Here is a 26,474-nt window from a genome sequence, read left to right as displayed (position 1 = left end):
TAAGTATTAGTAAACGTAACACAACACTTCACCACCAACTTTTTCAGCTTTGGCTTGCTTCCCTGTCATTACTCCGTGAGAAGTAGAAACAATAGCAACTCCAAGACCGTTTAAGATTCTAGGTAGCTCGTTAGCTCCAGCATACTTACGTAAACCGGGTTTACTTATTCGTTGAATTTCTTTTATTACTGGCTCTTTAGTTAATTTGTCATACTTAAGAGCTATTTTAATAATTCCTTGTGTGGAATTATCTTCAAATTTGTAACTAAGAATATATCCTTGATCGAATAATATTTTAGTGATCTCCTTTTTAAGATTAGAAGCCGGTATCTCAACAACACGGTGGTTGGCAGCTACGGCGTTTCTAATTCTTGTTAAATAATCTGCAATAGGATCTGTAGTCATATACTTGATTTGCGGTAATGGTTTTCGAACCCGGTAATTACCGGGACGAACCTAAAACCTATTTATAAATTTACCAACTTGCTTTTCTTACACCTGGAATTAATCCCTGATTTGCCATTTCTCTGAACATAACACGAGAAACACCAAATTGTCTCATATACCCTTTAGGTCTTCCGGTTAATTTACAACGGTTGTGCAAACGAACTGGAGAGGCATTCTTTGGTAATTTCTGTAAACCTTCAAAATCGCCAGCTGCTTTTAAAGCCTCACGTTTTTCAGCATATTTCTTTACCGTTTCTTGTCTCTTCACCTCACGGGCTTTCATTGATTCTTTAGCCATAATTAATTCTTTTTAAAAGGTAATCCTAGTTCAGTTAACAATGATTTTGCTTCTTTATCTGTAGGAGCAGAAGTTACAAAGGTAATATCCATACCGCTAATTCTATTCACCTTATCGATATCGATCTCAGGGAATATAATTTGCTCTGTAATACCTAAATTGTAATTTCCTCTACCATCAAAACCAGTAGCTTTAATACCACTAAAGTCACGTACACGAGGTAGCGCTGAAGTGATTAAACGATCTAAGAATTCATACATTCTATCTCCACGTAACGTAACTTTGGCACCAATTGGCATCCCTTTACGTAATTTAAATGAAGCAACATCTTTCTTAGACATTGTAGATACGGCTTTTTGACCGGTAATTGCAGTTAGTTCATCAACTGCATGATCGATCAATTTTTTGTCTGCTACAGCTGCTCCAACTCCGCGGCTTAAAACTATCTTTTGTAGTTTTGGAACCTGCATTACGTTAGAGTAACTGAATTCTTCTGTAAGAGAAGAGATAATTTTATCTCTATATTCTTGTTTAAGTCTTGGTACGTATGCCATAACTATATTACTTCATTAGATTTTTTGGAAAATCTCACCTTCTTACCATCTTCCGTTCTATAACCTACACGTGTAGTGTCTCCTTTTTTATCTACTAGAGATAAATTAGAAATATGAACTGGTGCTTCCTTTTTTACTATTCCTCCTTGTGGATTAGATGCGCTTGGCTTCTCATGTTTAGAAACCATATTAACACCTTCCACAATTGCTTTATTTTTCTCACGAAGAACCTTCTGAACTTTACCTTCTTGACCTTTATGGTCTCCAGCATTCACTCTTACGGTATCTCCAGATTTTATTTTAAGCTTTGTCATCTTATGTATGTATTAAAGCACCTCTGGTGCTAATGATACAATCTTCATGAATTGTTTATCACGAAGTTCTCTTGCTACTGGTCCAAATACACGAGTACCGCGCATTTCTCCAGCCGGATTCAAAAGAACACATGCGTTATCATCAAAACGGATATATGATCCGTCTGGTCTACGCACTTCTTTTTTGGTACGAACAACAACTGCCGTAGAAACTGCACCTTTTTTAATGTTTCCATTAGGTGTAGCTTCTTTTACACTGACAACTATTTTGTCTCCAACAGAAGCGTATCTTCTTTTTGTACCCCCTAATACACGAATGGTCAAAACTTCTTTTGCCCCGGTATTGTCTGCTACTTTTAATCTAGACTCTTGTTGTACCATCTTATTTAGCTCTTTCTATAATTTCTACTAATCTCCAACATTTAGATTTACTCAATGGACGTGTTTCCATTATTTTTACTGTATCTCCAATGTTGCAGTCATTTGTCTCGTCGTGTGCTACGTATTTCTTCGTTTTTAAAACGAACTTTCCATACATAGGGTGTTTTACCTTTTTAACTTCAGCAACCACTATGGATTTCTGCATTTTATTACTGGTAACTACACCTATACGTTCTTTTCTTAAATTTCTTTTTTCCATCTTTCAGCAGAATAACACTTATTGTTGTTCTCTTTTAGTTAACTCCGTAGCTAATCTCGCTATAGATCTTCTTACAGTACGTAACTGTATTGGGTTCTCTAATGGCGATACTGCGTGAGCCATTTTTAAATCTGCATATGCCTTTCTTGTTTTACCAAGTTCTTCTTGTAATTCAGCTACAGATAATTCTCTTACTTCTGATTGTTTCATAACGTGTCTTAATTAAGCTTCGAAATCTCTAGCTACAATAAACTTAGTTTTAACCGGAAGCTTTTGAGCTGCAAGACGTAACGCCTCTTTTGCAACATCGTAAGGTACCCCTCCTATTTCGAAAAGGATTCTTCCTGGTTTTACAACTGCTGCCCAATATTCTACGGCACCTTTACCTTTACCCATACGTACTTCAAGAGGTTTCTTTGTAATAGGCTTATCTGGAAATATTTTAATCCACAATGAACCTTCTCTTTTCATATAACGAGTCGCGGCAATACGCGCTGCTTCAATTTGACGTGCAGTAAGGAAATTTGAGTCTAATGACTTAATCCCAAATGTACCGTTTGAAAGTCTGTGTCCTCTTTGAGAAACACCTTTCATACGGCCCTTTTGCATTTTGCGATATTTTGTTCTTTTAGGCTGTAACATTTTTCTTTACTTTAAAAAATTACTTTCTACGACGTGATTTGTTGTTACCACCTCGTGCGGCTCCTCCGGTTTTTCCACCTTGCTTCTTAGCCATGCCAACAAGCGGTGAAAGTTCTCTTTTACCGTAAACCTCACCTTTCATGATCCACACTTTAACACCCAATCTACCATAAGTAGTGTGCGCCTCAACTAAAGCATAATCAATATCGGCTCTAAAAGTTGACAATGGAATTCTTCCATCTTTATAACCTTCTGAACGAGCCATTTCAGCACCATTCAATCTACCAGAGATTTGAATTTTGATACCTTCAGCATTCATTCTCATTGCTGCAGCAATAGCCATCTTAATTGCACGACGGTAAGAGATACGATTCTCAATTTGTCTTGCAACACTAGAAGCTACTAAATGCGCATCCAACTCAGGTCTTTTAATTTCAAAGATGTTGATTTGAACTTCCTTGTCTGTGATCTTCTTAAGCTCTTCTTTTAACTTGTCTACCTCTTGTCCACCTTTCCCGATAATGATACCAGGTCTAGCAGTAGTGATAGTAACGGTTACAAGTTTTAGAGTACGCTCAATGATCACTCTAGATACACTCGCTTTTGATAAACGAGCATGGATGTATTTTCTAATCTTATCGTCTTCGGCTAATTTATCGCCGTAGTCATTTCCTCCGTACCAGTTGGATTCCCATCCTCTAATGATACCAAGGCGATTCCCGATTGGATTTGTTTTCTGTCCCATACTCTTAGCTTTGTGTATTATTGTTGTCTCCAAGCACTAATGTAACGTGGTTGGAACGTTTTCTAATTCTGTGAGCGCGACCTTGTGGGGCAGGACGAAGTCTCTTCAACATACTTCCACCGTCTACGCGTATTTCTTTTACGAATAATTCAGCATCTTCGATACTTGCATCTTCATTTTTAGCTTGCCAGTTAGCAATCGCAGAAAGTAATAACTTTTCTAATTTGCGAGATGCATCCTTAGAGCTAAATTTTAAAATATGAAGCGCTCTCTCTACTTGTTCACCTCGTACTAAATCTGCAACTAGTCGCATTTTTCTTGGCGAACTAGGGCAGTTATTCAGTTTTGCAAATGCTATCTGCTTTTTAGCTTCCTTAGTTTGCTCTGCTTTTTCTCTTTTACGAACTCCCATAGCTTCAATTATCTTTTACCTTTGTTTTTCGCACCTACGTGACCTCTAAAAGATCTTGTTGGTGAGAACTCTCCTAATTTATGACCTACCATATTTTCAGTAACATAAACAGGAACAAATTGTTTTCCGTTATGAACTGCAATAGTTTGCCCAACGAAATCTGGTGTAATCATAGAAGCTCTAGACCATGTCTTGATAACTGCTTTTTTACCAGATTCTACGTTTTGAGAAATCTTTTTATCTAACTTATAGTGAACGTAAGGTCCCTTTTTTAATGAACGTGCCATATCTTATTATTTCTTTCTACGTTCTACAATATATTTATTACTCGCTTTTGTTTTAGATCTGGTTCTGAATCCTTTAGCAGGTAAACCTTTTCTAGAACGTGGGTGACCTCCAGATGCACGACCTTCACCACCACCCATTGGGTGATCTACAGGGTTCATCGCAACCGGTCTTGTTCTTGGTCTTCTTCCCAACCATCTACTTCTACCAGCCTTACCAGAAACGATAAGTTGGTGATCGCTATTTGAAATAGCACCGATAGTTGCAACACAAGTCACAAGAACTCTTCTGATCTCCCCAGAAGGAAGTTTAATTGTAGCATACTTCCCTTCTCTTGCTACTAATTGAGCAAAAGCTCCAGCACTACGAGCCATAACAGCTCCTTGTCCAGGACGTAATTCAATACAAGAAATAATAGTACCCAATGGAATGCTGCTCAAAGGCATAGCATTTCCAATTTCCGGTGCTGCAGATTCAGCGTCAGAAACGATGTTCTGACCTACCTGCAATCCATTTTGAGCTACAACATATCTTTTTTCACCATCTTGATAATTCAAAAGTGCAATAAAAGCAGTTCTGTTCGGGTCATATTCTATAGTCGCAACAGTAGCAGGAATACCATGCTTATCGCGCTTAAAGTCTATTACTCTGTAACGTCTTTTGTGACCACCACCTTTATAGCGCATGGTCATTTTTCCTTGACTGTTTCTACCACCTGATTTTTTAATCGGAGCTATTAAACTCTTCTCCGGCTTATCAGTAGTAATGGCGTCAAAACCATTAACTACTCTAAAACGCTGACCAGGGGTGATTGGTTTTAATTTTCTAACTGACATTGTTTAATCTTAAAGATTACTGTATAAATCAATAGTTTCACCTTCCGCCACCTGTACATATGCTTTTTTATAAGCACTTGTTTTACCAGTGATCACTCCTGTTTTTGTAAAACGGGATTTACGATCTGGACGGACATTAATTGTGCGAACTTTAGTAACTGAAACACCATAAGCAGATTCTACTGCATTCTTGATTTCAATCTTATTCGCCTTATTATTAACAACGAAAGAATAGCGGTTAATTAACTCACTATCTGCAGTTGCTTTTTCTGTAATAATAGGTTTTATTAAGATACTCATAGCATTTATTTACTTAAATTCGACTCAATTCCTTCTAAAGAACCCTCCATAAACACAAGACTTGTTGCGTTAAGTATTTTGTAAGTGCTTAATTCTGAGCTACTTACAACTTCGGTGCCTTTTAAATTGCGTGACGACAAATATACATTTTTATTCGCGTCACCCAAGACTATAAGAGATTTTTTCTTATCTACCCCTAAACCTTTCAAAACATCGATGAAGTTTTTGGTTTTTGGTGTATCAAATTGAAAATCTTCTACTACGATAATATTCTTATCATTTGCCTTTAAAGAAAGAGCAGATTTTCTTGCCAATCTTTTAAGGTTCTTGTTCAATTTAAACCCGTAATTTCTTGGACGTGGTCCAAAAACTCTACCTCCACCTCTAAAAACTGGAGATTTAATACTTCCTGCACGAGCAGTACCTGTACCTTTTTGTTTCTTAATCTTACGAGTACTTCCTGTAATCTCCGCACGCTCTTTTGCTTTATGCGTTCCTTGGCGTTGATTAGCCAAGTATTGCTTTACATCAAGATATACTGCGTGATTATTAGGTTCTATTGCAAAAACAGAGTCAGAAAGACTAACCTTTCTACCTGTTTCTTTTCCTTTAATATCTAAAACTGCTACTTCCATTACTTCTGAATGATTACATATGAGTTTTTGTGACCAGGAACACATCCTTTTACAACAAGTAGATTTTTATCTGCAACTACTTTTAAAACTCTTAAGTTTTCTACTTTCACTTTTTCACCTCCCATACGACCGGCCATACGCATACCCTTAAATACTCTTGCAGGATATGACGCTGCACCAATAGAACCTGGAGCTCTTAAACGGTTATGTTGTCCGTGAGTAGCTTGACCTACACCACCAAAACCGTGTCTTTTTACAACACCTTGAAAACCTTTACCTTTACTGATACCAGCAATGTCAACAAATTCGCCTTCCACGAATTGATCAACAGTAATAGAGTCTCCTAATTTGTATTCTCCTTCAAATCCTTGGAATTCAACGACTTTACGCATTGCTGCAGAACCGGCCTTTTTAGCGTGCCCAGTGGCAGCCTTATTAGCAGTCTTTTTGTCATCGAAACCAAGTTGAAGTGCTTCGTACCCGTCAACCTCATTGGTTCTGACTTGGGTGATAACACATGGTCCAGCTTGAATAACGGTACAAGGAATATTTTTCCCGTTCTCGTCAAAAATGCTGGTCATGCCTATTTTTTTTCCTATTAACCCAGACATAATTATTAATTAAATTAAATTATTTATTAAAAATATTCAGGATTGAAAATACTCCAATCCTGAATGTATTTTTCTCCGTTTTTCCCTCGCCAATCGCTCAGGACATGTATTGAAAGCTTAAGCTTTCATGCTAAAATCTATTATCTTTTCCTCAATTAAGAAGTATTGATAAAACATTTATCACACTTTAATCTCTACTTCTACTCCGCTTGGTAATTCCAATTTCATTAAAGCATCAATAGTTTTAGATGATGAACTATAGATGTCCAACAATCTTTTATAAGAGCTTAATTGAAATTGTTCTCTCGCTTTTTTATTCACGTGAGGAGAACGCAATACAGTAAATATTTTTTTGTGAGTAGGTAAAGGGATTGGCCCCGTTACTACAGCACCCGTAGTTTTTACGGTCTTTACGATCTTCTCTGCAGACTTGTCTACCAAGTTATGATCGTAGGATTTTAGTTTTATTCTGATTTTCTGACTCATATCCCTAATATTATTCGTTTGATGTACCCTTAGCTGCTTTTATAACACTTTCCGAAACATTGGAAGGAGTTTCAGCATAATGAGAAAATTCCATTGTAGAGGTTGCTCTACCTGAAGATAATGTTCTTAATGTAGTAACATATCCAAACATTTCTGAAAGCGGCACTTCTGCTTTAATAACTTTAGCACCAGATCTGTCTGACATATCGTTTACCTGCCCTCTTCTTCTGTTAAGGTCACCTACGATATCTCCCATGTTTTCTTCTGGAGTAACAACTTCTACTTTCATGATTGGCTCAAGAATAACAGCTCCGGCTTTTTTAGCAGCAACTTTATATCCCATTTTTGCAGCCAATTCGAAAGAAAGTTGATCAGAATCCACAGGGTGGAAAGATCCATCTTTTAAGATAACTTTCAAACTATCCATCTTAAATCCAGCTAATGGACCAGATTTCATAGCTTCTTTAAATCCTTTCTCTACTGAAGGAATAAATTCTTTAGGAATACGTCCACCTTTTACTTCGTCTACAAACTGAAGACCTGGACCTTTAAAGTCCTCATCTGCAGGAGACATTTCAAAAACGATATCACCAAATTTACCACGACCACCAGATTGCTTTTTATAAGTTTCTCTATGATCTGCACTTCTAGTAATAGTTTCCTTGTATTCAACTTGAGGTTGACCCTCATTAACTTCTACTTTGAATTCTCTTTTCAAACGATCTACAAGAATTTCAAGGTGTAATTCACCCATTCCAGAGATAATAGTTTGTCCAGAAGCTTCATCTGTCTTAACTTGGAAAGTTGGATCCTCTTCAGCTAATTTAGCTAAAGCCATACCCATCTTATCAACATCGGCTTTGGTCTTAGGCTCTACAGCAATACCAATTACCGGGTTAGGGAAAGACATAGATTCTAAAGTAATTGGGTGTTTCTCATCTGTAAGAGAATCTCCAGTTTTAATATCTTTAAAACCAACTGCAGCTCCAATATCTCCAGCTTCAATTCTATCTATGGGCTCTTGCTTATTAGCATGCATCTGATAGATACGAGAGATACGTTCTTTCTTACCTGAACGATTGTTCAATACGTAAGAACCTGCATCTAAAGCACCAGAATACACTCTAAAGAAAGCTAAACGACCTACGAAAGGATCTGTAGCAATTTTAAAAGCTAAAGCAGAGAATGGAGAATCTACATGAGGCTTACGAGACTCTTCTTCTTCTGTATCTGGATTAACACCAATAATAGCATCAATATCTACAGGAGATGGAAGGTAACGCATAACCGCATCTAACATCATTTGAACACCTTTGTTCTTAAATGCAGAACCACACATCATTGGAATAATAGACATATCGATAGTTGCAGCTCTAAGAGCAGCAATAATCTCATCTTCAGTAATAGAACTTTCGTCTTCAAAGAATTTCTCCATTAAAGCTTCATCATATTCTGCTACTGCTTCCACCAATAAAGTTCTGTACTTGTTTACATCATCCATCAATTCAGCTGGAATATCTATGGTTTCATAGGTCATTCCAAAATCTTCTTCATTCCAAACAAGAGCTGTTTTAGATATTAAATCTACAACACCTTTAAAATCATTTTCTTCACCAATAGGAATTTGAAGAGGCACTGGGTTTCCACCTAGCATTTCTCTTACTTGATTACAAACATTAAAGAAGTCAGATCCCTGACGGTCCATTTTGTTTACAAATCCTAAACGTGGTACTCTATATTTATCTGCTTGTCTCCATACAGTTTCAGATTGTGGCTCAACACCATCAACCGCACTGAATAAAGCTACCATACCATCAAGTACACGTAAAGAACGCTCTACCTCTACGGTAAAATCTACGTGACCTGGAGTATCAATAATATTTACAGTATATTCCTGATCGCGATACATCCACTTACAGTGAGTAGCAGCAGAAGTAATTGTAATACCTCTTTCCTGCTCTTGCTCCATCCAGTCCATAGTTGCTGCACCGTCATGAACTTCTCCAATCTTGTGACTAACTCCGGTGTAGAACAATACACGTTCTGTTGTAGTGGTTTTACCTGCATCAATATGCGCAGCAATACCTATATTTCTTGTGAATTTTAAATCTCTTTGTGCCATTTTTTTTAGAATCTAAAGTGAGAGAATGCTTTGTTAGCTTCAGCCATTTTATGAGTGTCTACACGTTTTTTAACGGCAGCACCTTCTTCTTTAGACGCCGCAATAATCTCTCCAGCCAATCTCTGAGCCATAGATTTTTCGTTACGTTTTCTCGAATAAGAGATCAACCACTTCATTGCAGTTGAAACTTTACGATCTGGTCTAATTTGCATTGGAATTTGAAATGTTGCACCACCTACACGACGGCTTCTCACCTCAACATGTGGCATTACATTAGAAAGTGCATCTTTCCAAATTTCTAGAGCGGTTTTCTCTTCATCTTGTTTTTTCTCATCTACTATTGCAATTGCATCGTAGAAAACTTTAAAGGAAACCGATTTTTTACCATCCCACATCATCATGTTAACAAAACGAGTTACTAACTGATCATTAAATTTTGGATCTGGTAAAAGAGGCCGTTTTTTTGCCTGTCTTTTTCTCATGTCTTTACATTAAAAGTTTTTAATTACTTCTTAGGGCGTTTTGCTCCGTATTTAGATCTACGCTGAGTTCTACCTGCAACACCTGCGGTATCTAAGGCACCACGAACGATGTGATATCTAACTCCTGGCAAATCTTTTACCCTTCCACCTCTAACCAATACTATCGAGTGCTCTTGTAGATTGTGTCCTTCTCCAGGGATGTATGCGTTCACCTCTTTTCCGTTAGTTAACCTTACCCTTGCAACTTTACGCATTGCAGAGTTTGGTTTCTTAGGAGTAGTGGTATAAACACGCGTACAAACACCTCTTCTTTGAGGGCACGAATCTAAAGCAGCCGATTTACTCTTCTTGGTTATTTTGGCTCTTCCTTTTCGTACTAATTGTGAAATTGTTGGCATAATTTCTTTTACACTAATTATTGTTAAAAATTACCTTCCCTACTTTTTAGGGTCTGCAAAGGTAGCAATAAAAACTAATAATTCAAATGTTAAGGTGTTTATTTTCAGTAGCCTTGTCTTATTTACATTATTCATTCCTAAAAGAAGGTGCAATTATGAGATTAACAATAGCAATTCCGCAAATATATTTAACATTTAGAGAGAATCTTAATCGCCAATATGTTAAATAATTTTAGAGCTCCAACCCTATTTATTGAGATAAGCGGTTGTAGTAGAGTATAATAAAGAATATTATTAACAATATTTTAATCCTAATTTAATATTTTTAGTGCATTAGTTTGCATACTATGCCTTTTATTAGGACTTTTGGAACTGGCTAATTCAAAACAAATTAACAATGAAAACAAAATTTAGTAAAATTTTGACGCTATTACTAGCGTTTGTTGTGCAAGTAACCTTTGCACAGCAACAACCGATAACGGGTACCGTTGTCGATGAATCCGGAGTTCCGATTCCGGGTGTGAACATTATTGTAAAAGGTACAACTAATGGTGTTCAGTCTGATTTTGACGGAAATTACTCAATCCAGGCCTCTAGAGGTGATGTATTGGTTTTCTCTTTCATCGGATTGAAAAAAGCAGAGTATCCTGTTGGAGATTCAGCAACTGTAGATGTAACTCTAGAAGCAGATTCTGCTCAACTAGATGAGGTAGTTGTTACCGCCTTGGGTATTAAAAGAGAGAAAAAGTCTCTTGGTTATGCCACACAAGAAGTTAGTGGTGATGAAGTTTCAGACAATCCAAGTCAAAACTTTGTAAACTCTCTTTCTGGTAAAGTTGCAGGTCTAAACGTTAAAAGCTCTGGAACAATGGGTGGTTCTACCAACGTTGTAATTCGTGGTAGTTCTTCTTTAACTGGAGACAACCAAGCTCTTTTCGTTATTGACGGTACTCCTGTTAGTAACATAAACACCAACGACGCTACACAACGTGGTGGTGGAGGTGGTTACGATTATGGTAACGCTGCTTCAGATATCAACCCGAATGACATTGCATCTATTAACGTATTAAAAGGTGCTGCGGCAACTGCATTATACGGAGCAAGAGCAGCTAACGGTGTTGTAATTATTGAGACTAAAAAAGGTAAAAAAGGAAAAGGAATTGGAGTATCTGTACAATCTTCACTTACTGTGAGCAATGCAGATATGGAAACACTTCCTGAATATCAAAAACAATATGGTGCTGGATACGGACCATATTATGATTCTGAAGATGGATATTTCAACCTATACGATGTAGATGGTGATGGTATCTTAGATGAGTCTACTCCATTTACTGAAGATGCTTCTTTTGGTGCAGCTTTTGACCCAAACAGAAACATCTACCAGTGGAATTCTATTTATCCACAATTGGATACCTACCAGCAAGCAACTCCTTGGGTTGCAGGAGCTAATGATCCAAACTCGATCTGGCAAACTGGTTTTACTGCAATAAGCTCTGTAGCTTTAGATGGTGGAACAGACAAGAGTTCTTTTAGAATTAGTGGAACTCACTTAAATCAAGAAGGTAACTTACCTAACTCTAACATTAAGAGAAATACATTGAAATTTAGTGGATCTCACGATTTCACAGATAAATTTAGCGCTCAAACCAACATTACTTTTACTAAAACAAATGGTAAAGGTCGTTATGGTACTGGATACAGTTCTTTAAACATCATGCAACAATTTAGACAATGGTTTCAAACCAACGTAGACTGGCAAGAACAAAGAAGAGCTTATGAAGCTACTGGAGAGAACATTACATGGAACCCAAACAGTCCAAGTGACCTATCCCCAATATATTCAGACAACCCTTACTGGACATTCTACGAAAACTATCAAACTGATACTCGTACAAGATATTTTGGAAACGTAAACCTTTCTTATGAATTCAACGATGTATTTAGCTTATTAGGTAGATTCTCTTTTGATACTTATGATGAACTTCAAGAAGAAAGAATTAACGTAGGAAGTGCAGATATCGCTAAATACGAGCGTTACAACAACAGAGCTGCAGAATATAACTATGATCTTATCCTTAACATTAACAAGGACATTACAGAAGATCTTAACTTAGATGGTAACATTGGTTTCAACTTAAGAAGAAATGATAGAAATTCTATTAGAGCATCCACAAATGGTGGTCTTAACGCTCCAGGTTTCTACGCTTTAAGCAACAGTGCAAGCCCAATGAATCCTCCATTAGAGTACGAAAACACAAGAATGTTAGATGGTATCTATGCAAGAGGTGGAGTAGGATATTTAAATACTTACTACCTAGAAGGAACTATCCGTAGAGACCGTTCTTCTACGCTTCCTATAGAGGACAATAATAACGTATTCTATTACCCTTCTGTTTCTACAAGTATTATCCTTTCTAACATTATTGATGGAGAGTGGTTAAACTTTGCGAAATTAAGAGCTAACTACGCTGAAGTTGGTAATGACACAGATCCTTACAATGTATTTAATACTTACACTGTATATGCTCCTTTTGATGGTGCAGGTGTAGCGAGTAACAACGGAAGTTTAAAGAATCCAGCTTTAAAACCTGAGCGTACTAATTCTTACGAATTTGGTTTAGAGGCAGATTTCTTCAACAGAAGAGTTGGATTTGATGTATCTTACTACAACAACCAAACTGAAGATCAAATTACTCCGGTACCAGTTTCTACTGCAACAGGATTTACTTCTAAATTGTTGAACGCAGGTACTATTGAGAACAAAGGTTTTGAAGTTTCTTTAAACCTTAACCCAATTAGAACAGAGAACTTTAACTGGAATATGACTATCAACTGGGCTAAAAACGAAAGTACTGTACTTGAGTTAACAGATGGTATTGATAACCTTCAATTAGCTTCTCCTCAAGGTGGAATTTCTATTAACGCTGTTCCTGGACAACCTTACGGTACTATTAGAGGTTCTGACTTTGTTTATGACAATGACGGAAATAAATTAATTAACGCTAATGGTTACTACGTAAAAACTCCAAATTCAAACTACATTATCGGAGATTTCCAACCAGATTGGACTGGAGGTATTCAAAACACTTTAGCATACAAGAACCTATCTTTAGGATTCCTAATCGATATCCAAAAAGGTGGAGATATTTTCTCTCTTGATTCTTGGTATGGTAGAGCAACTGGTATCTATGCAAGTAGTGTAGGTGACAATAACTTAGGTAATCCTGTAAGAGATGCTGTAGTTAGAAATGAAGATGGAACATACGCTGCTAATTCTGGTGGAGTTCTTTTAGACGGAGTTCAAGGACAGGTTACATTTAATCCTGATGGATCTTACCAAGTAACTAATACTTCTCCAAACACTGTTAGAGCAGATGCTTCTACATATGCAAACCCTTACGGGTACGCTAGAGCTCCTAGTGCAGAGCATGTGTATGACGCTGGATTCGTAAAATTAAGAGAAGCGAACGTAACCTATACTTTTGGAGATAAGATCTTAGATTCAACTCCATTTACTAGCGGTTCTATCGCATTAATTGGACGTAACCTTTGGATCATAGACAAGAACATTCCTTACTCTGATCCTGAAGCTGGTTTAAGTTCTGGAAACGTACAAGGATATCAGTCTGGTGCTTATCCAACAATGAGAGAGATTGGTGCAAGTGTTAAACTTAACTTTTAATTAAAAAAATATGAAAAAATATATTGTTGCTGTTTCAGCGCTCGCAATGCTTTGGTCCTGTCAGAGTGATGAGAAATATGAGAATTATAACAGGGATCCTAAAAATCCAACAGAGGTAGCTTCAGACTTTTTATTCACGAATGCTACGGTAAGTCTAGAGGATTATATGGCTAGCCCAAACGTTAACGAACCTTTATTTAGATTCTTCGGGCAATATCTAACTACTACTACGTACTTAGATGAACCAAATTATGATTTTACAGCTCGTCAAAATCCAGATGCAGTATGGTCAGAATTTTACAGAGATGTGATCTTTGATCTTCAGGATGCTAAAAGAGTAGTAAGAGAAAACGGAGAACTTGAACAAGCAGAAATTGATGCACGTTTAGGTCAACTAGAAGTAGTTGAAGTTTACGCATGGCATGTTTTAGTGGATTCTTTTGGAGATATCCCTTACACTGAAGCAGTTCAAGCAGATGCTTTTCCTCAGCCTAAGTTTGATGATGATATGGCAATCTACGAAGATCTTGTTTCAAGATTAAATAGCGTAAATGCTTTACTTAACGCTGGACAAGGGTACACTAGTGCAGATGTTATCTTTAAAGGAGATATGGGTAAATGGGTAAAATTTGCCAACTCCCTTAAACTTAGATTAGGAATGAGACTTGCAGATGTAAACCCAAGTCTTTCTCAATCCACTGTAGAATCTGCAGTTGCTGATGGAGTTTTAACATCTAACGATGATAACGTAACTTTAGAGTATCAGTCTAACGATCCAAACACAAACCCACTTTGGGAAGATTTTGTACAGAGTGGTCGTTCAGATTTCTTAGCTTCAGAAACTATTGTAGATTACATGAACGCTCTTGAAGATCCAAGAAGAGAAGTTTACTTTGATGAGAACATCGCTGGTGGATATGTTGGTGGTGATTATGGTGGAAGTAACAACTTTGGGTCTTTTACCCATATTGGAGATCCATTCTTAGATCCTACTAGAGAGGGAATATTAATAGACTACGCAGAGGTTGAATTCAACCTTTCTAAAGCGGCAGATCTTGGATACAACGTTGGTGGAGATGCAGAATCTCATTACAACGCTGCTATCACTGCATCTTTAGAGTACTGGGGAATTTCAAGCGATGCTATAGACGCTTATCTTGGACAATCTTCTGTAGCTTATGATGGTTCTGTTGAACAATATGCAACTCAATACTGGATTGCAATGTTTGACAACCCATTCCAAGGATGGTCTGTTTGGAGATTATATGATGCACCTGCATTGAATTTACCAACAGATAGCGGAACATTTGTTCCTCTTAGATATACATATCCTGTAGATGAGCAAAACTTGAACAATGCTAATTACATTGATGCTGCTACAGCTATTGGTGGTGATGATGCACAAACTCCAGTTTTCTGGGATGTATCTAGCCCAGACCAATCAACTTATGATGGTGGTACTGAGTAATTAGAATACTTAATATTAGTAATTAAAAGCTGCCCAATTGGGCAGCTTTTTTTATTTGGAAGATTTAAGAAAAACCTATCTTTGCCCTTATGGAAGATACTACTACAATTTTTGGAATAAGAACAGTTATTGAAGCAATACAAAGTGAAAAGAATATAGACAAGATCTATATTCAAAAAGGACTTAATAATTCATTGTTTCAAGAGCTTCTAACTTTATTGAACAAAAAAGGCTTCAACATTTCTTATGTTCCTTTAGAGAAACTTCAAAAACTTACTCAAGGAAACCATCAAGGTGTTGTTGCAAAGATCTCTCCTATCGAGTTTCCAGAAATGGAAGATGTTGTGCAAAAGGTATTAGAAGATACTGCTACTACTCCTCTATTTCTATTGTTAGACCAAATTACAGATGCTAGAAATTTTGGAGCAATTATAAGAACTGCAGAATGTACAGGTGTCCATGCCATTATTGTTCAAAATAAAGGTGGAGCTCCAGTAAATGCAGATACTGTGAAGACATCTGCCGGCGCAGTATTCAACATTCCTATTTGTAAAGTGAATCATATTAAAGACGCCATATATTACTTACAGGGATCTGGTGTAAATGTGGTAGCAGCAACAGAAAAAAGTGATACAACGTTATATGACACTAATTTAAATCAGCCTACCGCGCTAGTAATGGGAAGTGAAGGAAGAGGTATCAATCCTTCAGTTTTAAAGATAGTGAACGATAGAGCAAAACTACCTATGTTCGGTACAATTGGATCTCTAAATGTATCTGTAGCATGTGGAGCTTTCTTATATGAAATTGTAAGGCAACGTCTCTAATTTATTCTTCTTCAGATTTTTTAAAAATATAGTGATAATCGGGTTCTTGGTATTCAGGTTCTTCTTTGCGTTCCACAAAATTCCCATCAGCATCAAAATGCTGCATGAATAAGTCATTTTCCTCGCTGTAATCTGGCTGCTCCCATTCATATTTTGGAGGTTCAACTATTTCCTTTTTATAAATAAAAGAGAAAATAAGACCTACTACAAATCCAGATAAATGCCCTTCCCAGGATATACTAGGATCTACTGGCATTACAAACCACATCATTCCCCCGTAAGAAAAAACTACGATAAATGATAAGGCCATCAGCCTATAGAATTTAGAGAATATACCCTTAAAAAATAAAAAGGAAGCTAACAAGTAGATCAATCCACTGGCACCAATATGATTTGCCGGCCTACCAATTAACCAAGTGAGAATACCGGTAAGCAATATTCCATAGATCAAGATCTTCCAACTTAGCTCTCGATAAAAATAAAATAGCGCCATACTTAATATAAGTAGCGGTATAGAATTATTAAAGAGGTGTTTTATATCTGCATGAATAAATGGCGATAACAACACCCCTCTTAAACCTACAATTTCTCGAGGTCTTATCCCTAAATAATTAAAATCTAAACCAAATCTTATTTCCACCCAAAACACCATCCAAATAAGAAGTACAAAAAGTAAAGGATACCCTATTACTCTAGTGGAAAATTTAAATGGATTACTATCTTTCAATGATTACGTGATTTGATATTTAAAATTAAGAATTAAATACCATCTTAAATGGTATCTCTTCGCTATCTTCTTAAATCAAATCTCATGCTTAAATTACTTTTTTGACAAAATGTCTATCCCCGTTTAACAATATAGATAATCTAGGTTTGAGTCTAATTAGTACCTTTGCATTATGAATGAACCTTTAGCAGAGAGATTAAGACCAAAGAAATTAGCAGATTACTTAAGCCAGCAGCACCTAGTAGGAGAAAAAGGCGCCTTAAGTCAGCAAATTAAACAGGGAATGATTCCTTCTTTAATTTTATGGGGACCTCCAGGAGTTGGAAAAACTACTTTGGCTAATATAATAGCTCAGGAGAGCAAAAGACCTTTTTATACTCTTAGTGCTATAAATAGCGGGGTTAAGGATATAAGAGAAGTTATTGAAAGGGCTAAAAAGGGGGAAGGACTATTTACAACTAAGAATCCTATCTTGTTTATAGATGAGATTCATAGGTTTAGTAAATCTCAACAAGATTCGTTATTAGCTGCAGTAGAAAAAGGATGGGTAACTTTAATAGGCGCAACTACAGAAAATCCAAGTTTCGAGGTGATCTCTGCACTACTTTCTAGGTGCCAGATCTATGTTTTACAACCATTTGGGAAAGAAGAACTTATTGCACTATTAGAGCGGGCAATGAGAGAAGATCCTATTATCAATAAAAAGAATGTTAAGCTAACGGAAACCGAAGCTCTCTTACGGTTAAGCGGTGGCGATGCCAGAAAACTTCTCAACATATTTGAACTTCTTGTAAGCACGGGAGAATCCCCGGTAGAAATTACCAATGACATGGTGATGAACAAAGTACAACAGAATACCGTTCTCTACGATAAGACTGGGGAGCAACATTATGACATCATTTCAGCTTTCATAAAATCTATAAGGGGCAGTGATCCCAATGCGGCTGTATATTGGTTAGCACGTATGATTGAAGGCGGTGAAGATGTTAAATTCATAGCACGTAGATTGCTGATACTTGCTAGTGAAGATATTGGAAATGCCAATCCCACGGCGCTTATCATGGCAAATAATACATTTCAGGCGGTAACCACTATTGGATTTCCTGAATCCCGAATTATTCTAAGTCAGTGTGTAATCTATCTCGCTACTTCAGCTAAAAGCAATGCTTCCTATATGGCTATTAATAAAGCGCAAAGTTTGGTAAAACAAACCGGAAATCTTCCTGTTCCTTTATCTATTAGAAATGCACCTACCAAACTTATGAAAGACCTTGGCTACGGTGATAACTATCAATATGCTCATAATTATGAAAACAACTTTGCAGCCGCAGAATTTCTACCAGATCAGGTAAAAGATACCACCTTTTACGAACCAGGAAATAATCAGCGAGAAAATGCTCAACGCGATTTTTTAAAAAAACGTTGGAAGGGCAAATATGGATATTAGTTCTTTAATTTGTAGACAAGCGTATTAATAGAATTTGTAGCTCTGTCTAGTATTTCGATCAGAAGATCTCCATCTTTGTTAAAATAAGCCATACCCTGATTAGTGACTGAAGAGTAGATAAAACTATTTTCTTTATTTGAAGCTATAAGCGCAGCAAAAGGTTCAGTCATTCCATTCTGAAAAAATTTATAACCATTGTCAGATCTTTTTAGAATATAGGTATTCCCCTTCATTTCGAAAGATAAATTACCAGAGATCTTGGCATCTACCCTATCTTCTGAAGGCTGTTTCATAGATTTATTACCTGTTATACGCTCGTCCTTCCTATTAATTGCAGTTGGAACTGCCACTACCTCAACAACAGCAATATCTTCTTTTTTACTTGTACTATCTGTTGATTTTAGAGCCTCCGAATTATTGTAGCTATAGTTTAACGCTGCTACAGATTGAAATGCATCTCTTAGAGCTTCGTGATAAGCTACTTTGTATTCTTTAGTTCTACTGGTACCTTCCTTAGAAATAAAGATCTCTTTATTATTACAATCTTTTAATCCGACGTAGAATTTAGTTGAAAAAATTCCAGACTCATTCTTTACAAAAGCGGTAAGCGCTTTACATCTATTTCCTGCTAATTCTAAAGGTAGTTGCTCTCCTTCTAAAAAGGCGGTAAACCCATATTTTTCAAAGAGAAACTTAGTGAGAGAATTCAATTGATATTGATCTGCTTCTCTTAAAAATTCAAATTCGTTTGGTACGATTACATACTTGTATGGATTGACTTGAGCAAAACTTGAAAGTGTACCTAGTACTATAAATATTACGGAATAAATTATGTTTTTCATTATTTAATAAATATAAATTGAAGTCCCATTTGTAGCGCCTGATGTTGTGACCTGGCTAAATTGATATATCCAAAAAGATTATCTGCCGCAAGATAGAGATTAAAATTATTAATTTTCTTTGAAACCATTAATCCTACATTTGCATAAGAAAAATCATCTAGCGTATATGTTATTTTCATTCTTAGATCTGGAGTGAATTTCCTATCATAGAACATCGTAAAAGCATATTTTAGACCTCTTGGCCTCTTTACACCAAATAGTTGTATCCCAAATATGTTCTCAAATCTTCTTTTTAATGGTCTTAGATAGTTGCATGGGCCAACGGTCTCTCCAAAACCATATTGCAAACTTGTATTTATCTTTAATGGTCTCCAAGTAATGTAGGACTCCTGAATAGTTTCATCTTTCAAATTTGCATCTACTTCATCTTCAAAAATATCCCAATAAGGAATTGCTTTTCCTCCGGGAGCCACTTCTGGAAAAAGTGGTTCTATTCCACTGGTTTCATAAGTTCCGTAGTAAAGATAATTTTCAACATCTTCTCTTTGATACATCAAACCAAAATCCTGTATAGCTCCTGTTACCACAAAATTTTGATCTATTTTATAGGTAGCACCTAGATCTATACCCGCACCTACATTACCTCCAAAAAAAGATCGCTTTAATATTTCTTTGGAGGCTTCTTGTACAGTTTTACTATCATCTTTAAGAGAAGCATACCCAGAGGTATTTACTCTTATATCTATACCGGATGCGAAATGTCTATAATAATTTAAACCCTCTGGAGTTTCGCGCGTTGTAAAAGTTCCCGAATTGTCTGTACTTTCCACATTAAAAATTCCAGAATATAACTTTAGCCTTGCCCCTAGCGTAAGTTTATTATCCATTCTTTTGTTCCAACCCAAATGATAAACGGTGAGCACTTCTCCTGTAAAACTCACATCCTCAAATTTAAAAGGAACATTGAGATAATCATTATTCCCTTCATTAATTAAGACCATAGGATCCTTAGGAAAATATGCAAACAGATCTGTTTCTTGATAGACCCCTGCCGAGAGATAATTATCTTTATTAATTCTCCAGCCTAGTGACAAGATCTCAATTTGCTCATTCACCATAAAGTAGTCTTGATTGGTAAGGCGCTGTATTGTATTAGTAATTCTTGAATTTATCCCATTGCTCGAAGTTTTAAAGATATCGTGCATATCTACGCCAGAAGAACCCACAGCAAAACTAATTTGAGAAAGAAAGGGAATACCTATATGTCCATCAAAATTAATATTGGCTCCAGGATTGGACATTAGGGTTTGTGGTAGCGCACTAACATTATACAACAACTGCTTATTCTGAGCCGTGAGCACAGAAAAACACAGAAATAATATAATGCTTATGACTATTCTCATAACTTAAAAAACAAAATAAAATAAGCCTTTAGATTGAAATTTAAGCTCCCCCACAAAAGGTTCTGTATTAGGAACTACAGCAACCTCAACTACCATTTTAATAGATCTCTTAATCATATCAATTTCAGCTGTATCTACAAAATCTATTATTTCTGTAATTTCTGGAGAGGTTGAAGAACCTCCCTTCACTGTAAGATCTATTTTTCTCTGTGTTCTGTCATTTTCTGAAAGCAGGTAGATAGTAGTATTAAAATCTTGAGGGAAGGTGTTGCTATATTTAAAGCTAAATTCCACTTTATCCAGATCATCTTGAATGTAACTATCATCTAGAAATTCAAGCCTTACAGTATCTTTAATAACTGTTCTTAAAGCAGTAGTTTCAGGATCTATAAAATCTACTTCATCTACATCAAATATCAATAGATCTACTTGCATTTTTGGCTGAAGAGATATTTCATCGGTTTGATCGAGATCTACATCTTTAACACACGAAATAGCACCAATTATAATCAAGGAAAATAGCAGGACCTTATATAAAAGTTTCTGGAGGTACATTCGGTTTAAGATTTGGGTAATAAAACGAATATAGGAATTCTTTATTGCTATAGATACTCGTATATCTCTTTTAACTTTTGAATTTGAAGACATTCTAAAACTTCGCGCTTTTGATAATAGTCAAAGTATAGAAATTTCATTCCTGCATTCTTAGCACCTAAGATATCAGCTTCAAAATTATCTCCAATCATAATACTATTTTCCGGGTATGCCGATGCTTTTTCTAAAGCTAAATTGAAGATCTTAGTATTCGGTTTTTTAACCCCGGCCTCTTCTGAAGTAGTTATTGTGGTAAAGAATTTAGATATTTTAGAATTATTTAATTTATCATTCTGTACCTCTTCAAAACCATTGGTAATAATATGTAACTTATAGTTGGGCTTCAAATACTCTAAAATCTCCAGGGTATCTTCTAGCAAATGATTATTCTGAGGTAAGTATTCTAAATATTTTGTGGCAAGACTATCAACAGTTTCTAGAGGTATGTTCATTTTTAGTTGCTCAAAACTATCTTTTAACCTGCCAGACCTTAGAGATTCTTTAGAGATCTGGTCATTACGATACAATTCCCAATAATTGCTATTTATAGGAATATAGACATCTAAGAATTCAGATAAATCGATATCTATACGTTCTTGTTTCAGGATCATCTCAAATGTTAAGGCAGAATTTTTATCAAAATCCCATAGAGTATGGTCTAAATCAAAATAAACATGTTGAATATTATCAAATTTCATGGATACGTTCTAATAGTGAATAATGTAAATTCTTATCTGAATATTCTGAAAAATCTCGATTTTTAAAAACGGAGATAAATGGAGCTCCTACCGCTTTAAGTTGTTCTGCCATATCATCTATAATAATTTCTAACTCTGCCTGATTTTTGGATTGACATATTTGTGAGTGAAAAATATAAGGATGCACTGTTAGCGGGGTTGTTACCTCCATATTAATATCAAAAAATAAGTACGGCGTAGTAGTTCCTGCTCTAAATCCTGGAGTTTGTGGATAGCCCATAGAATAGTCATTAGTGATCTCTAGTTCGTTTAGATAGCTGTAATGCTCCGGAAGCATTAAATTATATTTACTATTTAGCACATTTTGTAAAGGCCCATGAATTATATTTTCAAAACGTTTCTTTTCAGATTTAAGAGCTTTTAATTCTTTTACAGCAAAATATCCAAGCCTTAATCCAACTTTTGAATAGTCTGCCATATATTTTATAATAGATTTATAATTAAGTCTATTATGATTAATATTTCTGTCATACACATTGTAATCGCTTAATTGAAACATAAATACCATCTTAGCCTTATGTCTCTTTATAAAACTAATTAGGTCTTCAAAAACATTATAAGGATCTTTTTTTAACCTTAATAATACCTTGATCCTATCTGAAACCCTTGTAAATTTAAGTCGGCTTATATCTTTTATAGTTCCAGTTAAGGTTCTTAGAAAACCTTTGTTCTTAAAATTAAAAACATGACTTACAGAAATGATTGTTGTAGCCACATAGTCCCTTTTTCTTATCTCTATGTCTGGAAATCTGAGTTCTAAAAGATCTTTAAACTTATAAGCCCAAATATCTACTACCGGACTTTTTATAAAAGATTTTTTATAAGCTAAACTTTCTGATGCCGGGAATCTCCCCGATTCATCTTTTACATGAGGAAGATATTCTTCATACCTGGAGAGCAGGTAAAAAGATGAAGCGAAAATATCGAAAGGTAGATCGCTATTATCTGAAACAGCAAAGAAGCACTTTGTCTGTTCCCATTTCTGAACCTTTACCTCTACATCGCTTAAACCCTGTTCTAATAGAAGTTCTGTACTTTGAATAAATAGCTCATTTCCTAGCCTTTTCTTCCCATAAGAGAACTTCATGCCTTGATGCGCAATAAATTCTTCTATTTTGGTAGTGAATTTAATGTCCAAACCTAGCACGTGAGTACATATATGCTTGAAAATATAAATTATTCTGGGTGTTATTTTTTGAGTATAAATTAAGAGCATTGCATATTTAGCTTAGAGCATTCCTTCATCTGCAAAGCTAAAGTAACTTTTCTCAGTAACAATAAGATGATCTAGAATCTTAATATCAAGACTTTCAGCTGCAGTTTTTAGTTTTGATGTTAGCTGCTTGTCTGCCTCACTGGGATTTAAGTTTCCGGAAGGATGGTTATGCGCTAGAATTAGAGAAACTGCACCTAATTCCAATGCTTTTCTTAGAGTAATTCTAACATCTACTAACGTTCCGGTAATACCTCCTTTACTAATTTGAAACTGCTCTATCACCTTATTTGAATTATTTAGATATAAGATCCAAAATTCTTCATGTTGTAATTCCCCAATAACTGGTTGAAGAATCTCGAAAACCGAATTGCTGCTTGAGATCTTTGCAAGCTCTAATGCTTCTTCATATCTACGCCTGCGAGAAAGCTCCATTGCAGCAATAATAGTGATAGCTTTAGCATCACCAATACCTCTAAATTGTGTGAGTTGTTGCACAGATAATTTCCCTAAATAATTCAGGCTATTATTACAATGAGATAAGATCTTCTTACTTAGCTCTACCGCGCTGTCTTTAGAATTACCAGAACCAATTAAAATAGCGATCAGTTCTGCATCACTCAAACTCGTTTTGCCTTTTTGTAGTAATTTCTCTCGCGGGCGATCATCTAGCGCCCAATTTTTAATACTAAAAGAAGAATGTTCTTTGCTCATTTTATCTCTTTTATTAAAGATAAAAAAACAAAGAACATTTTAATATATAAACAATTGAATTTCAGCACTGTAATTTAACCCATGTTATTTTGCCCAATTCTTAATATCATCAAAGTTAAGTCCGCCGTAATTCCCGCTGCTCATAAGTAAAACTGCTTTATTATTATAATCTAGCGTCTCCAAATAATTTTGAAATTCTACAGCATTGGTATAAACAATAAGATCCTCCCTACCAAAAGCAGTTATGATCTGTTCCTTAGAAATAGGATTAAGCTTTTTAAGCTCTAGAGCCTCCGGAGAATAAAATACCACCGCTTTATTGGCCGGATTTAGACTGTCTTTATATTGTTTTAAAAATTCTGGAGTAAGGCTGCTATAAGTATGTAATTCTAAACAAGCTATAACTTCTTTATCTACAAACTGATCCTTGACAGCTTTTGTGGTAGCAGAAACCTTGGATGGGCTATGTGCAAAATCTTTAAAAACTACTGTTCTATCTGAAGCTACAATTTGCTCTAATCTCTTTGATGCCCCTTTAAATGTACTTATTGCTTCATAGAAATCATCTTCATCTATACCCATATGTTGGCAGATCCATTTCGCACCGGCAAGATTATTTAGATTATGAGCACCAAAAATCTCTATTGGCAATTCTCCTTCAGGAGTATCTAAGATAGTTATACCATTTTCAACCCTATATTCTGGAGTAACATATGCATGCTTTCTAATTTGATTTTCAGAATTGCTTACAACCTCTTTCAAATCTTTATCTTCTTCATTGAAAACTATAACTCCGCCACTAATAATAGAATCTACAAATATTTTAAATTGTTCTAGATAATTATCATATGTTGGAAACACGTTAATATGATCCCAAGCAATTCCGCTTAGCAGTGCAATATTCGGTTTATATAAATGAAATTTTGGTCTTCTATCTATAGGAGAAGAAAGATATTCGTCTCCTTCTAATACTATAAAGTCATTATCCTCGGTGAGGTTCACCATCGTATCAAAACCTTCTAGCTGAGCTCCCACCATATAATCTACTTCCTTATCATGATAATGCATTACATGTAAGACCATGGAGGTTATGGTAGTTTTCCCATGAGAACCACCAATAACAACTCGTGTTTTATTTTTTGATTGCTCGTATAAGAATTCAGGATAAGAGTAAATAGGTATATTTAACTCTTTGGATTTTTGCAGTTCAGGATTATTCTCTTTAGCATGCATCCCTAAAATGACTGCATCTAAATTAGTGGTTATCTTTTCCGGAAACCATCCGCATTCGGGAGGCAACAATCCAAATTTATCTAATCGAGATTTAGAAGGCTCAAAAATAGCATCGTCACTTCCTGTAACCTTGTAGCCTTTATGATGTAATGCAAGCGCTAGATTGTGCATAGCGCTCCCACCTATAGCAATAAAATGTAAGTTCATAAACTGAAATTTGAGCAAATATACTTATTTCATTAACAAACCTCTATGCCAAAATTATAGTAAATACGTTATAGATTCTGTATTCTTTTTCTTTCTTGATGTCCCTCTTTGAACTGACTATTAATGGATAAAGCTTTATTTATTGCTAGGTAAGCTTCTTGTTTGTTCTTTTGATCTGCCTGAATTTGAGCTTTTCTGAGAAAAGCCCATTCGAGAGAATAAATATCTTTGTAATTATATTTTTGAATATATATATCCAATAATTTTAGACCGAAAGATGACTGTAGATCCATCTCCGCAGCGATCTTTCCTAGTTCATAATTTAAGGAATTCCTCCTTTTGCCCTCCGGTAACTGATTGTATAAAACAAACGCTTTATTGTAGTAAACTTTCGCCTCGGCAATATCACCATCTTCTTTAAGAATAAACGCTTTAGCCAAATAAAAATCTACTTTACTCAAATAAAACAGTTCTTGAGATAAGGTAACAGCGCGCTCATGATCACCCCCTAAGAACCCAGGGAGCTTAATATAAAGCTCTATTAAAGCCCTTCTCGCCTCTATATGAGTAGACTGAAGTTCTAAAGTTCTTTCCAAATAAGTTTTAATATCAGAAATATAGACTACGGCTTGCACTTTAGATACTGAAAGAGCTTTCATTCCTAAAGCACCTCCATATTTAAAATTATACTCTGCATTATTCGTTTCCAAGACAAGAAGTTTTTTATAGCAATCTATGGCTTCATCCCATTTTTTTTGATAACTATAAATATCCCCCAGAATATTGATGGAAGAAATATCATTAGGATTATGTTTAATATTTCCCTCCAACAATTCTACAGCTTTACCTACTTCACCGTTATGAATATTTGAGCTAATTTCTTTAGAAATATTTTGAGAATAGCAACTTTGAGTAACTATGATAACTAATAATATTAAGATTGTTTTCATATATCGAATATAACGGAAATTACACTAGAAAATCTTACGCCAAAACTAATGACAATTAGCAGGTTAACAAAACATTAACGTATTTTAAAGCTGTTGTTAAAATTATACTTAAATGAGCCTTTATTGTTGAAATTTATTGCAATATTTGTGACGGTTTTAATACCCGTAATTATTAACGATCATTTAATGTCAAATTTAA

The 26,474-nt window shown here is 35.6% G+C and carries 32 protein-coding genes; 4 read left to right on the top strand and 28 right to left on the bottom strand.

Going from position 1 to position 26,474, the window contains the following annotated elements:
* Positions 1–6 precede the first annotated feature (6 nt).
* The 19 genes from rpsH to rpsL form a co-directional block, all read right to left on the bottom strand.
* A complete protein-coding gene (gene rpsH, locus BLT84_RS06750; protein ID WP_034889307.1) occupies positions 7–405 on the bottom strand; it encodes a 30S ribosomal protein S8 in 399 nt (132 codons plus the stop codon).
* Between the two features lie 70 nt (positions 406–475).
* Positions 476–745 (bottom strand): 30S ribosomal protein S14, encoded by a 270-nt coding sequence (rpsN, locus tag BLT84_RS06745; protein ID WP_034889305.1) that lies wholly within the window; start codon positions 743–745, stop codon positions 476–478.
* 2 nt (positions 746–747) lie between these two features.
* Positions 748–1,299 carry a 50S ribosomal protein L5 gene (gene rplE, locus BLT84_RS06740; RefSeq protein WP_034889303.1) on the bottom strand — a complete coding sequence of 184 codons (552 nt, stop codon included), beginning with the start codon at positions 1,297–1,299 and terminating at the stop codon, positions 748–750.
* 2 nt (positions 1,300–1,301) lie between these two features.
* Positions 1,302–1,613, bottom strand: coding sequence for a 50S ribosomal protein L24 (gene rplX / locus BLT84_RS06735; RefSeq protein ID WP_034889301.1), 312 nt, complete (start codon positions 1,611–1,613; stop codon positions 1,302–1,304).
* A 12-nt stretch (positions 1,614–1,625) separates the two neighbouring features.
* Positions 1,626–1,994: a 50S ribosomal protein L14 gene (gene rplN / locus BLT84_RS06730; RefSeq protein ID WP_034889299.1), complete on the bottom strand. Its 369-nt coding sequence runs from the start codon at positions 1,992–1,994 to the stop codon at positions 1,626–1,628.
* Position 1,995: 1 nt separating this feature from the next.
* Positions 1,996–2,253, bottom strand: a complete 258-nt coding sequence (gene rpsQ / locus BLT84_RS06725) for a 30S ribosomal protein S17 (protein WP_006988541.1) — start codon at positions 2,251–2,253, stop codon at positions 1,996–1,998.
* Positions 2,254–2,271: 18 nt separating this feature from the next.
* Positions 2,272–2,463, bottom strand: coding sequence for a 50S ribosomal protein L29 (gene rpmC, locus BLT84_RS06720; RefSeq protein ID WP_034889297.1), 192 nt, complete (start codon positions 2,461–2,463; stop codon positions 2,272–2,274).
* 12 nt (positions 2,464–2,475) lie between these two features.
* Positions 2,476–2,895: a 50S ribosomal protein L16 gene (gene rplP / locus BLT84_RS06715; RefSeq protein ID WP_034889295.1), complete on the bottom strand. Its 420-nt coding sequence runs from the start codon at positions 2,893–2,895 to the stop codon at positions 2,476–2,478.
* A 19-nt stretch (positions 2,896–2,914) separates the two neighbouring features.
* Entirely contained in the window at positions 2,915–3,640 is a 726-nt protein-coding gene (gene rpsC, locus BLT84_RS06710; protein WP_034889294.1) for a 30S ribosomal protein S3, read from the bottom strand.
* A 4-nt stretch (positions 3,641–3,644) separates the two neighbouring features.
* Positions 3,645–4,052 carry a 50S ribosomal protein L22 gene (gene rplV / locus BLT84_RS06705; RefSeq protein ID WP_034889292.1) on the bottom strand — a complete coding sequence of 136 codons (408 nt, stop codon included), beginning with the start codon at positions 4,050–4,052 and terminating at the stop codon, positions 3,645–3,647.
* Positions 4,053–4,060: 8 nt separating this feature from the next.
* Complete coding sequence (gene rpsS, locus BLT84_RS06700) at positions 4,061–4,339, bottom strand: 30S ribosomal protein S19 (RefSeq protein ID WP_034889290.1); 279 nt, start codon at positions 4,337–4,339, stop codon at positions 4,061–4,063.
* A 6-nt stretch (positions 4,340–4,345) separates the two neighbouring features.
* A complete protein-coding gene (rplB, locus tag BLT84_RS06695) occupies positions 4,346–5,173 on the bottom strand; it encodes a 50S ribosomal protein L2 (protein WP_091263744.1) in 828 nt (275 codons plus the stop codon).
* A 9-nt stretch (positions 5,174–5,182) separates the two neighbouring features.
* On the bottom strand, positions 5,183–5,473 hold the full coding sequence (gene rplW, locus BLT84_RS06690) for a 50S ribosomal protein L23 (RefSeq protein WP_034889286.1): 291 nt from the start codon (positions 5,471–5,473) through the stop codon (positions 5,183–5,185).
* A gap of 5 nt (positions 5,474–5,478) precedes the next feature.
* Positions 5,479–6,108, bottom strand: a complete 630-nt coding sequence (gene rplD / locus BLT84_RS06685) for a 50S ribosomal protein L4 (RefSeq protein WP_034889284.1) — start codon at positions 6,106–6,108, stop codon at positions 5,479–5,481.
* Positions 6,108–6,719, bottom strand: a complete 612-nt coding sequence (gene rplC / locus BLT84_RS06680; protein ID WP_034889282.1) for a 50S ribosomal protein L3 — start codon at positions 6,717–6,719, stop codon at positions 6,108–6,110. The genes rplD and rplC overlap by 1 nt, the downstream gene beginning before the upstream one ends.
* 180 nt (positions 6,720–6,899) lie before the next feature.
* A complete protein-coding gene (gene rpsJ, locus BLT84_RS06675) occupies positions 6,900–7,205 on the bottom strand; it encodes a 30S ribosomal protein S10 (RefSeq protein WP_010230113.1) in 306 nt (101 codons plus the stop codon).
* Between the two features lie 10 nt (positions 7,206–7,215).
* Complete coding sequence (gene fusA / locus BLT84_RS06670) at positions 7,216–9,327, bottom strand: elongation factor G (RefSeq protein WP_034889280.1); 2,112 nt, start codon at positions 9,325–9,327, stop codon at positions 7,216–7,218.
* Positions 9,328–9,332: 5 nt separating this feature from the next.
* Positions 9,333–9,809 carry a 30S ribosomal protein S7 gene (gene rpsG, locus BLT84_RS06665; protein WP_034889278.1) on the bottom strand — a complete coding sequence of 159 codons (477 nt, stop codon included), beginning with the start codon at positions 9,807–9,809 and terminating at the stop codon, positions 9,333–9,335.
* 23 nt (positions 9,810–9,832) lie between these two features.
* Positions 9,833–10,207 carry a 30S ribosomal protein S12 gene (rpsL, locus tag BLT84_RS06660; RefSeq protein ID WP_006795815.1) on the bottom strand — a complete coding sequence of 125 codons (375 nt, stop codon included), beginning with the start codon at positions 10,205–10,207 and terminating at the stop codon, positions 9,833–9,835.
* Positions 10,208–10,604: 397 nt separating this feature from the next.
* On the opposite strand from rpsL, the gene BLT84_RS06655 reads away from it, so the two are divergent.
* The 3 genes from BLT84_RS06655 to rlmB all read left to right on the top strand — a co-directional run bounded on the left by BLT84_RS06655 (position 10,605) and on the right by rlmB (position 16,187).
* Positions 10,605–13,892: a SusC/RagA family TonB-linked outer membrane protein gene (locus tag BLT84_RS06655; protein ID WP_091263742.1), complete on the top strand. Its 3,288-nt coding sequence runs from the start codon at positions 10,605–10,607 to the stop codon at positions 13,890–13,892.
* Between the two features lie 10 nt (positions 13,893–13,902).
* Positions 13,903–15,360, top strand: coding sequence for a SusD/RagB family nutrient-binding outer membrane lipoprotein (locus tag BLT84_RS06650; protein ID WP_091263740.1), 1,458 nt, complete (start codon positions 13,903–13,905; stop codon positions 15,358–15,360).
* 89 nt (positions 15,361–15,449) lie between these two features.
* On the top strand, positions 15,450–16,187 hold the full coding sequence (gene rlmB, locus BLT84_RS06645) for a 23S rRNA (guanosine(2251)-2'-O)-methyltransferase RlmB (RefSeq protein ID WP_091263737.1): 738 nt from the start codon (positions 15,450–15,452) through the stop codon (positions 16,185–16,187).
* Position 16,188: 1 nt separating this feature from the next.
* Here the strand turns inward: rlmB and BLT84_RS06640 are convergent, their stop codons facing one another.
* On the bottom strand, positions 16,189–16,914 hold the full coding sequence (locus tag BLT84_RS06640; protein WP_091263735.1) for a rhomboid family intramembrane serine protease: 726 nt from the start codon (positions 16,912–16,914) through the stop codon (positions 16,189–16,191).
* Positions 16,915–17,086: 172 nt separating this feature from the next.
* Here BLT84_RS06640 and BLT84_RS06635 point away from each other — a divergent pair, with 172 nt between their 5' ends.
* Positions 17,087–18,361, top strand: coding sequence for a replication-associated recombination protein A (locus BLT84_RS06635; RefSeq protein WP_034889268.1), 1,275 nt, complete (start codon positions 17,087–17,089; stop codon positions 18,359–18,361).
* Here the strand turns inward: BLT84_RS06635 and BLT84_RS06630 are convergent.
* From BLT84_RS06630 to BLT84_RS06595, 8 genes are all read right to left on the bottom strand, one after another.
* A complete protein-coding gene (locus BLT84_RS06630; RefSeq protein ID WP_091263733.1) occupies positions 18,358–19,203 on the bottom strand; it encodes a hypothetical protein in 846 nt (281 codons plus the stop codon). The genes BLT84_RS06635 and BLT84_RS06630 overlap by 4 nt on opposite strands.
* Positions 19,203–20,606: a DUF5723 family protein gene (locus tag BLT84_RS06625; protein ID WP_091263731.1), complete on the bottom strand. Its 1,404-nt coding sequence runs from the start codon at positions 20,604–20,606 to the stop codon at positions 19,203–19,205. The genes BLT84_RS06630 and BLT84_RS06625 overlap by 1 nt, the downstream gene beginning before the upstream one ends.
* A 3-nt stretch (positions 20,607–20,609) precedes the next feature.
* Entirely contained in the window at positions 20,610–21,161 is a 552-nt protein-coding gene (locus tag BLT84_RS06620) for a hypothetical protein (protein ID WP_091268100.1), read from the bottom strand.
* Between the two features lie 47 nt (positions 21,162–21,208).
* Positions 21,209–21,898: a YjjG family noncanonical pyrimidine nucleotidase gene (locus BLT84_RS06615; RefSeq protein ID WP_091263728.1), complete on the bottom strand. Its 690-nt coding sequence runs from the start codon at positions 21,896–21,898 to the stop codon at positions 21,209–21,211.
* Positions 21,888–23,105, bottom strand: coding sequence for a polysaccharide deacetylase family protein (locus BLT84_RS06610; RefSeq protein WP_231556177.1), 1,218 nt, complete (start codon positions 23,103–23,105; stop codon positions 21,888–21,890). Before BLT84_RS06610 ends, BLT84_RS06615 begins: the two co-directional genes overlap by 11 nt.
* A gap of 81 nt (positions 23,106–23,186) precedes the next feature.
* Positions 23,187–23,885, bottom strand: coding sequence for a RadC family protein (gene radC / locus BLT84_RS06605; protein WP_091263726.1), 699 nt, complete (start codon positions 23,883–23,885; stop codon positions 23,187–23,189).
* Positions 23,886–23,969: 84 nt separating this feature from the next.
* Positions 23,970–25,325 (bottom strand): UDP-N-acetylmuramate--L-alanine ligase, encoded by a 1,356-nt coding sequence (locus BLT84_RS06600; protein WP_091263723.1) that lies wholly within the window; start codon positions 25,323–25,325, stop codon positions 23,970–23,972.
* Between the two features lie 68 nt (positions 25,326–25,393).
* Complete coding sequence (locus BLT84_RS06595; RefSeq protein WP_091263721.1) at positions 25,394–26,275, bottom strand: tetratricopeptide repeat protein; 882 nt, start codon at positions 26,273–26,275, stop codon at positions 25,394–25,396.
* Between the last annotated feature and the right edge of the window lie 199 nt (positions 26,276–26,474).

Source organism: Gillisia sp. Hel1_33_143, assembly GCF_900104765.1.
In the GTDB taxonomy this organism is placed as follows: domain Bacteria; phylum Bacteroidota; class Bacteroidia; order Flavobacteriales; family Flavobacteriaceae; genus Gillisia.
Note: the sequence above shows the minus strand (reverse complement) of the source record. Positions and strands in the feature narration are given on the sequence as shown.

What these genes read in the sequence shown, in the direction of transcription:
- rpsH (WP_034889307.1), bottom strand. Translation starts at nt 405, where the DNA reads ATGACTACAGATCCTATTGCAGATTATTTAACAAGAATTAGAAACGCC.
- rpsN (WP_034889305.1), bottom strand. Translation starts at nt 745, where the DNA reads ATGGCTAAAGAATCAATGAAAGCCCGTGAGGTGAAGAGACAAGAAACG.
- rplE (WP_034889303.1), bottom strand. Translation starts at nt 1,299, where the DNA reads ATGGCATACGTACCAAGACTTAAACAAGAATATAGAGATAAAATTATC.
- rplX (WP_034889301.1), bottom strand. Translation starts at nt 1,613, where the DNA reads ATGACAAAGCTTAAAATAAAATCTGGAGATACCGTAAGAGTGAATGCT.
- rplN (WP_034889299.1), bottom strand. Translation starts at nt 1,994, where the DNA reads ATGGTACAACAAGAGTCTAGATTAAAAGTAGCAGACAATACCGGGGCA.
- rpsQ (WP_006988541.1), bottom strand. Translation starts at nt 2,253, where the DNA reads ATGGAAAAAAGAAATTTAAGAAAAGAACGTATAGGTGTAGTTACCAGT.
- rpmC (WP_034889297.1), bottom strand. Translation starts at nt 2,463, where the DNA reads ATGAAACAATCAGAAGTAAGAGAATTATCTGTAGCTGAATTACAAGAA.
- rplP (WP_034889295.1), bottom strand. Translation starts at nt 2,895, where the DNA reads ATGTTACAGCCTAAAAGAACAAAATATCGCAAAATGCAAAAGGGCCGT.
- rpsC (WP_034889294.1), bottom strand. Translation starts at nt 3,640, where the DNA reads ATGGGACAGAAAACAAATCCAATCGGGAATCGCCTTGGTATCATTAGA.
- rplV (WP_034889292.1), bottom strand. Translation starts at nt 4,052, where the DNA reads ATGGGAGTTCGTAAAAGAGAAAAAGCAGAGCAAACTAAGGAAGCTAAA.
- rpsS (WP_034889290.1), bottom strand. Translation starts at nt 4,339, where the DNA reads ATGGCACGTTCATTAAAAAAGGGACCTTACGTTCACTATAAGTTAGAT.
- rplB (WP_091263744.1), bottom strand. Translation starts at nt 5,173, where the DNA reads ATGTCAGTTAGAAAATTAAAACCAATCACCCCTGGTCAGCGTTTTAGA.
- rplW (WP_034889286.1), bottom strand. Translation starts at nt 5,473, where the DNA reads ATGAGTATCTTAATAAAACCTATTATTACAGAAAAAGCAACTGCAGAT.
- rplD (WP_034889284.1), bottom strand. Translation starts at nt 6,108, where the DNA reads ATGGAAGTAGCAGTTTTAGATATTAAAGGAAAAGAAACAGGTAGAAAG.
- rplC (WP_034889282.1), bottom strand. Translation starts at nt 6,719, where the DNA reads ATGTCTGGGTTAATAGGAAAAAAAATAGGCATGACCAGCATTTTTGAC.
- rpsJ (WP_010230113.1), bottom strand. Translation starts at nt 7,205, where the DNA reads ATGAGTCAGAAAATCAGAATAAAACTAAAATCCTACGATCATAACTTG.
- fusA (WP_034889280.1), bottom strand. Translation starts at nt 9,327, where the DNA reads ATGGCACAAAGAGATTTAAAATTCACAAGAAATATAGGTATTGCTGCG.
- rpsG (WP_034889278.1), bottom strand. Translation starts at nt 9,809, where the DNA reads ATGAGAAAAAGACAGGCAAAAAAACGGCCTCTTTTACCAGATCCAAAA.
- rpsL (WP_006795815.1), bottom strand. Translation starts at nt 10,207, where the DNA reads ATGCCAACAATTTCACAATTAGTACGAAAAGGAAGAGCCAAAATAACC.
- BLT84_RS06655 (WP_091263742.1), top strand. Translation starts at nt 10,605, where the DNA reads ATGAAAACAAAATTTAGTAAAATTTTGACGCTATTACTAGCGTTTGTT.
- BLT84_RS06650 (WP_091263740.1), top strand. Translation starts at nt 13,903, where the DNA reads ATGAAAAAATATATTGTTGCTGTTTCAGCGCTCGCAATGCTTTGGTCC.
- rlmB (WP_091263737.1), top strand. Translation starts at nt 15,450, where the DNA reads ATGGAAGATACTACTACAATTTTTGGAATAAGAACAGTTATTGAAGCA.
- BLT84_RS06635 (WP_034889268.1), top strand. Translation starts at nt 17,087, where the DNA reads ATGAATGAACCTTTAGCAGAGAGATTAAGACCAAAGAAATTAGCAGAT.
- BLT84_RS06630 (WP_091263733.1), bottom strand. Translation starts at nt 19,203, where the DNA reads ATGAAAAACATAATTTATTCCGTAATATTTATAGTACTAGGTACACTT.
- BLT84_RS06625 (WP_091263731.1), bottom strand. Translation starts at nt 20,606, where the DNA reads ATGAGAATAGTCATAAGCATTATATTATTTCTGTGTTTTTCTGTGCTC.
- BLT84_RS06620 (WP_091268100.1), bottom strand. Translation starts at nt 21,161, where the DNA reads ATGTACCTCCAGAAACTTTTATATAAGGTCCTGCTATTTTCCTTGATT.
- BLT84_RS06615 (WP_091263728.1), bottom strand. Translation starts at nt 21,898, where the DNA reads ATGAAATTTGATAATATTCAACATGTTTATTTTGATTTAGACCATACT.
- radC (WP_091263726.1), bottom strand. Translation starts at nt 23,885, where the DNA reads ATGAGCAAAGAACATTCTTCTTTTAGTATTAAAAATTGGGCGCTAGAT.
- BLT84_RS06600 (WP_091263723.1), bottom strand. Translation starts at nt 25,325, where the DNA reads ATGAACTTACATTTTATTGCTATAGGTGGGAGCGCTATGCACAATCTA.
- BLT84_RS06595 (WP_091263721.1), bottom strand. Translation starts at nt 26,275, where the DNA reads ATGAAAACAATCTTAATATTATTAGTTATCATAGTTACTCAAAGTTGC.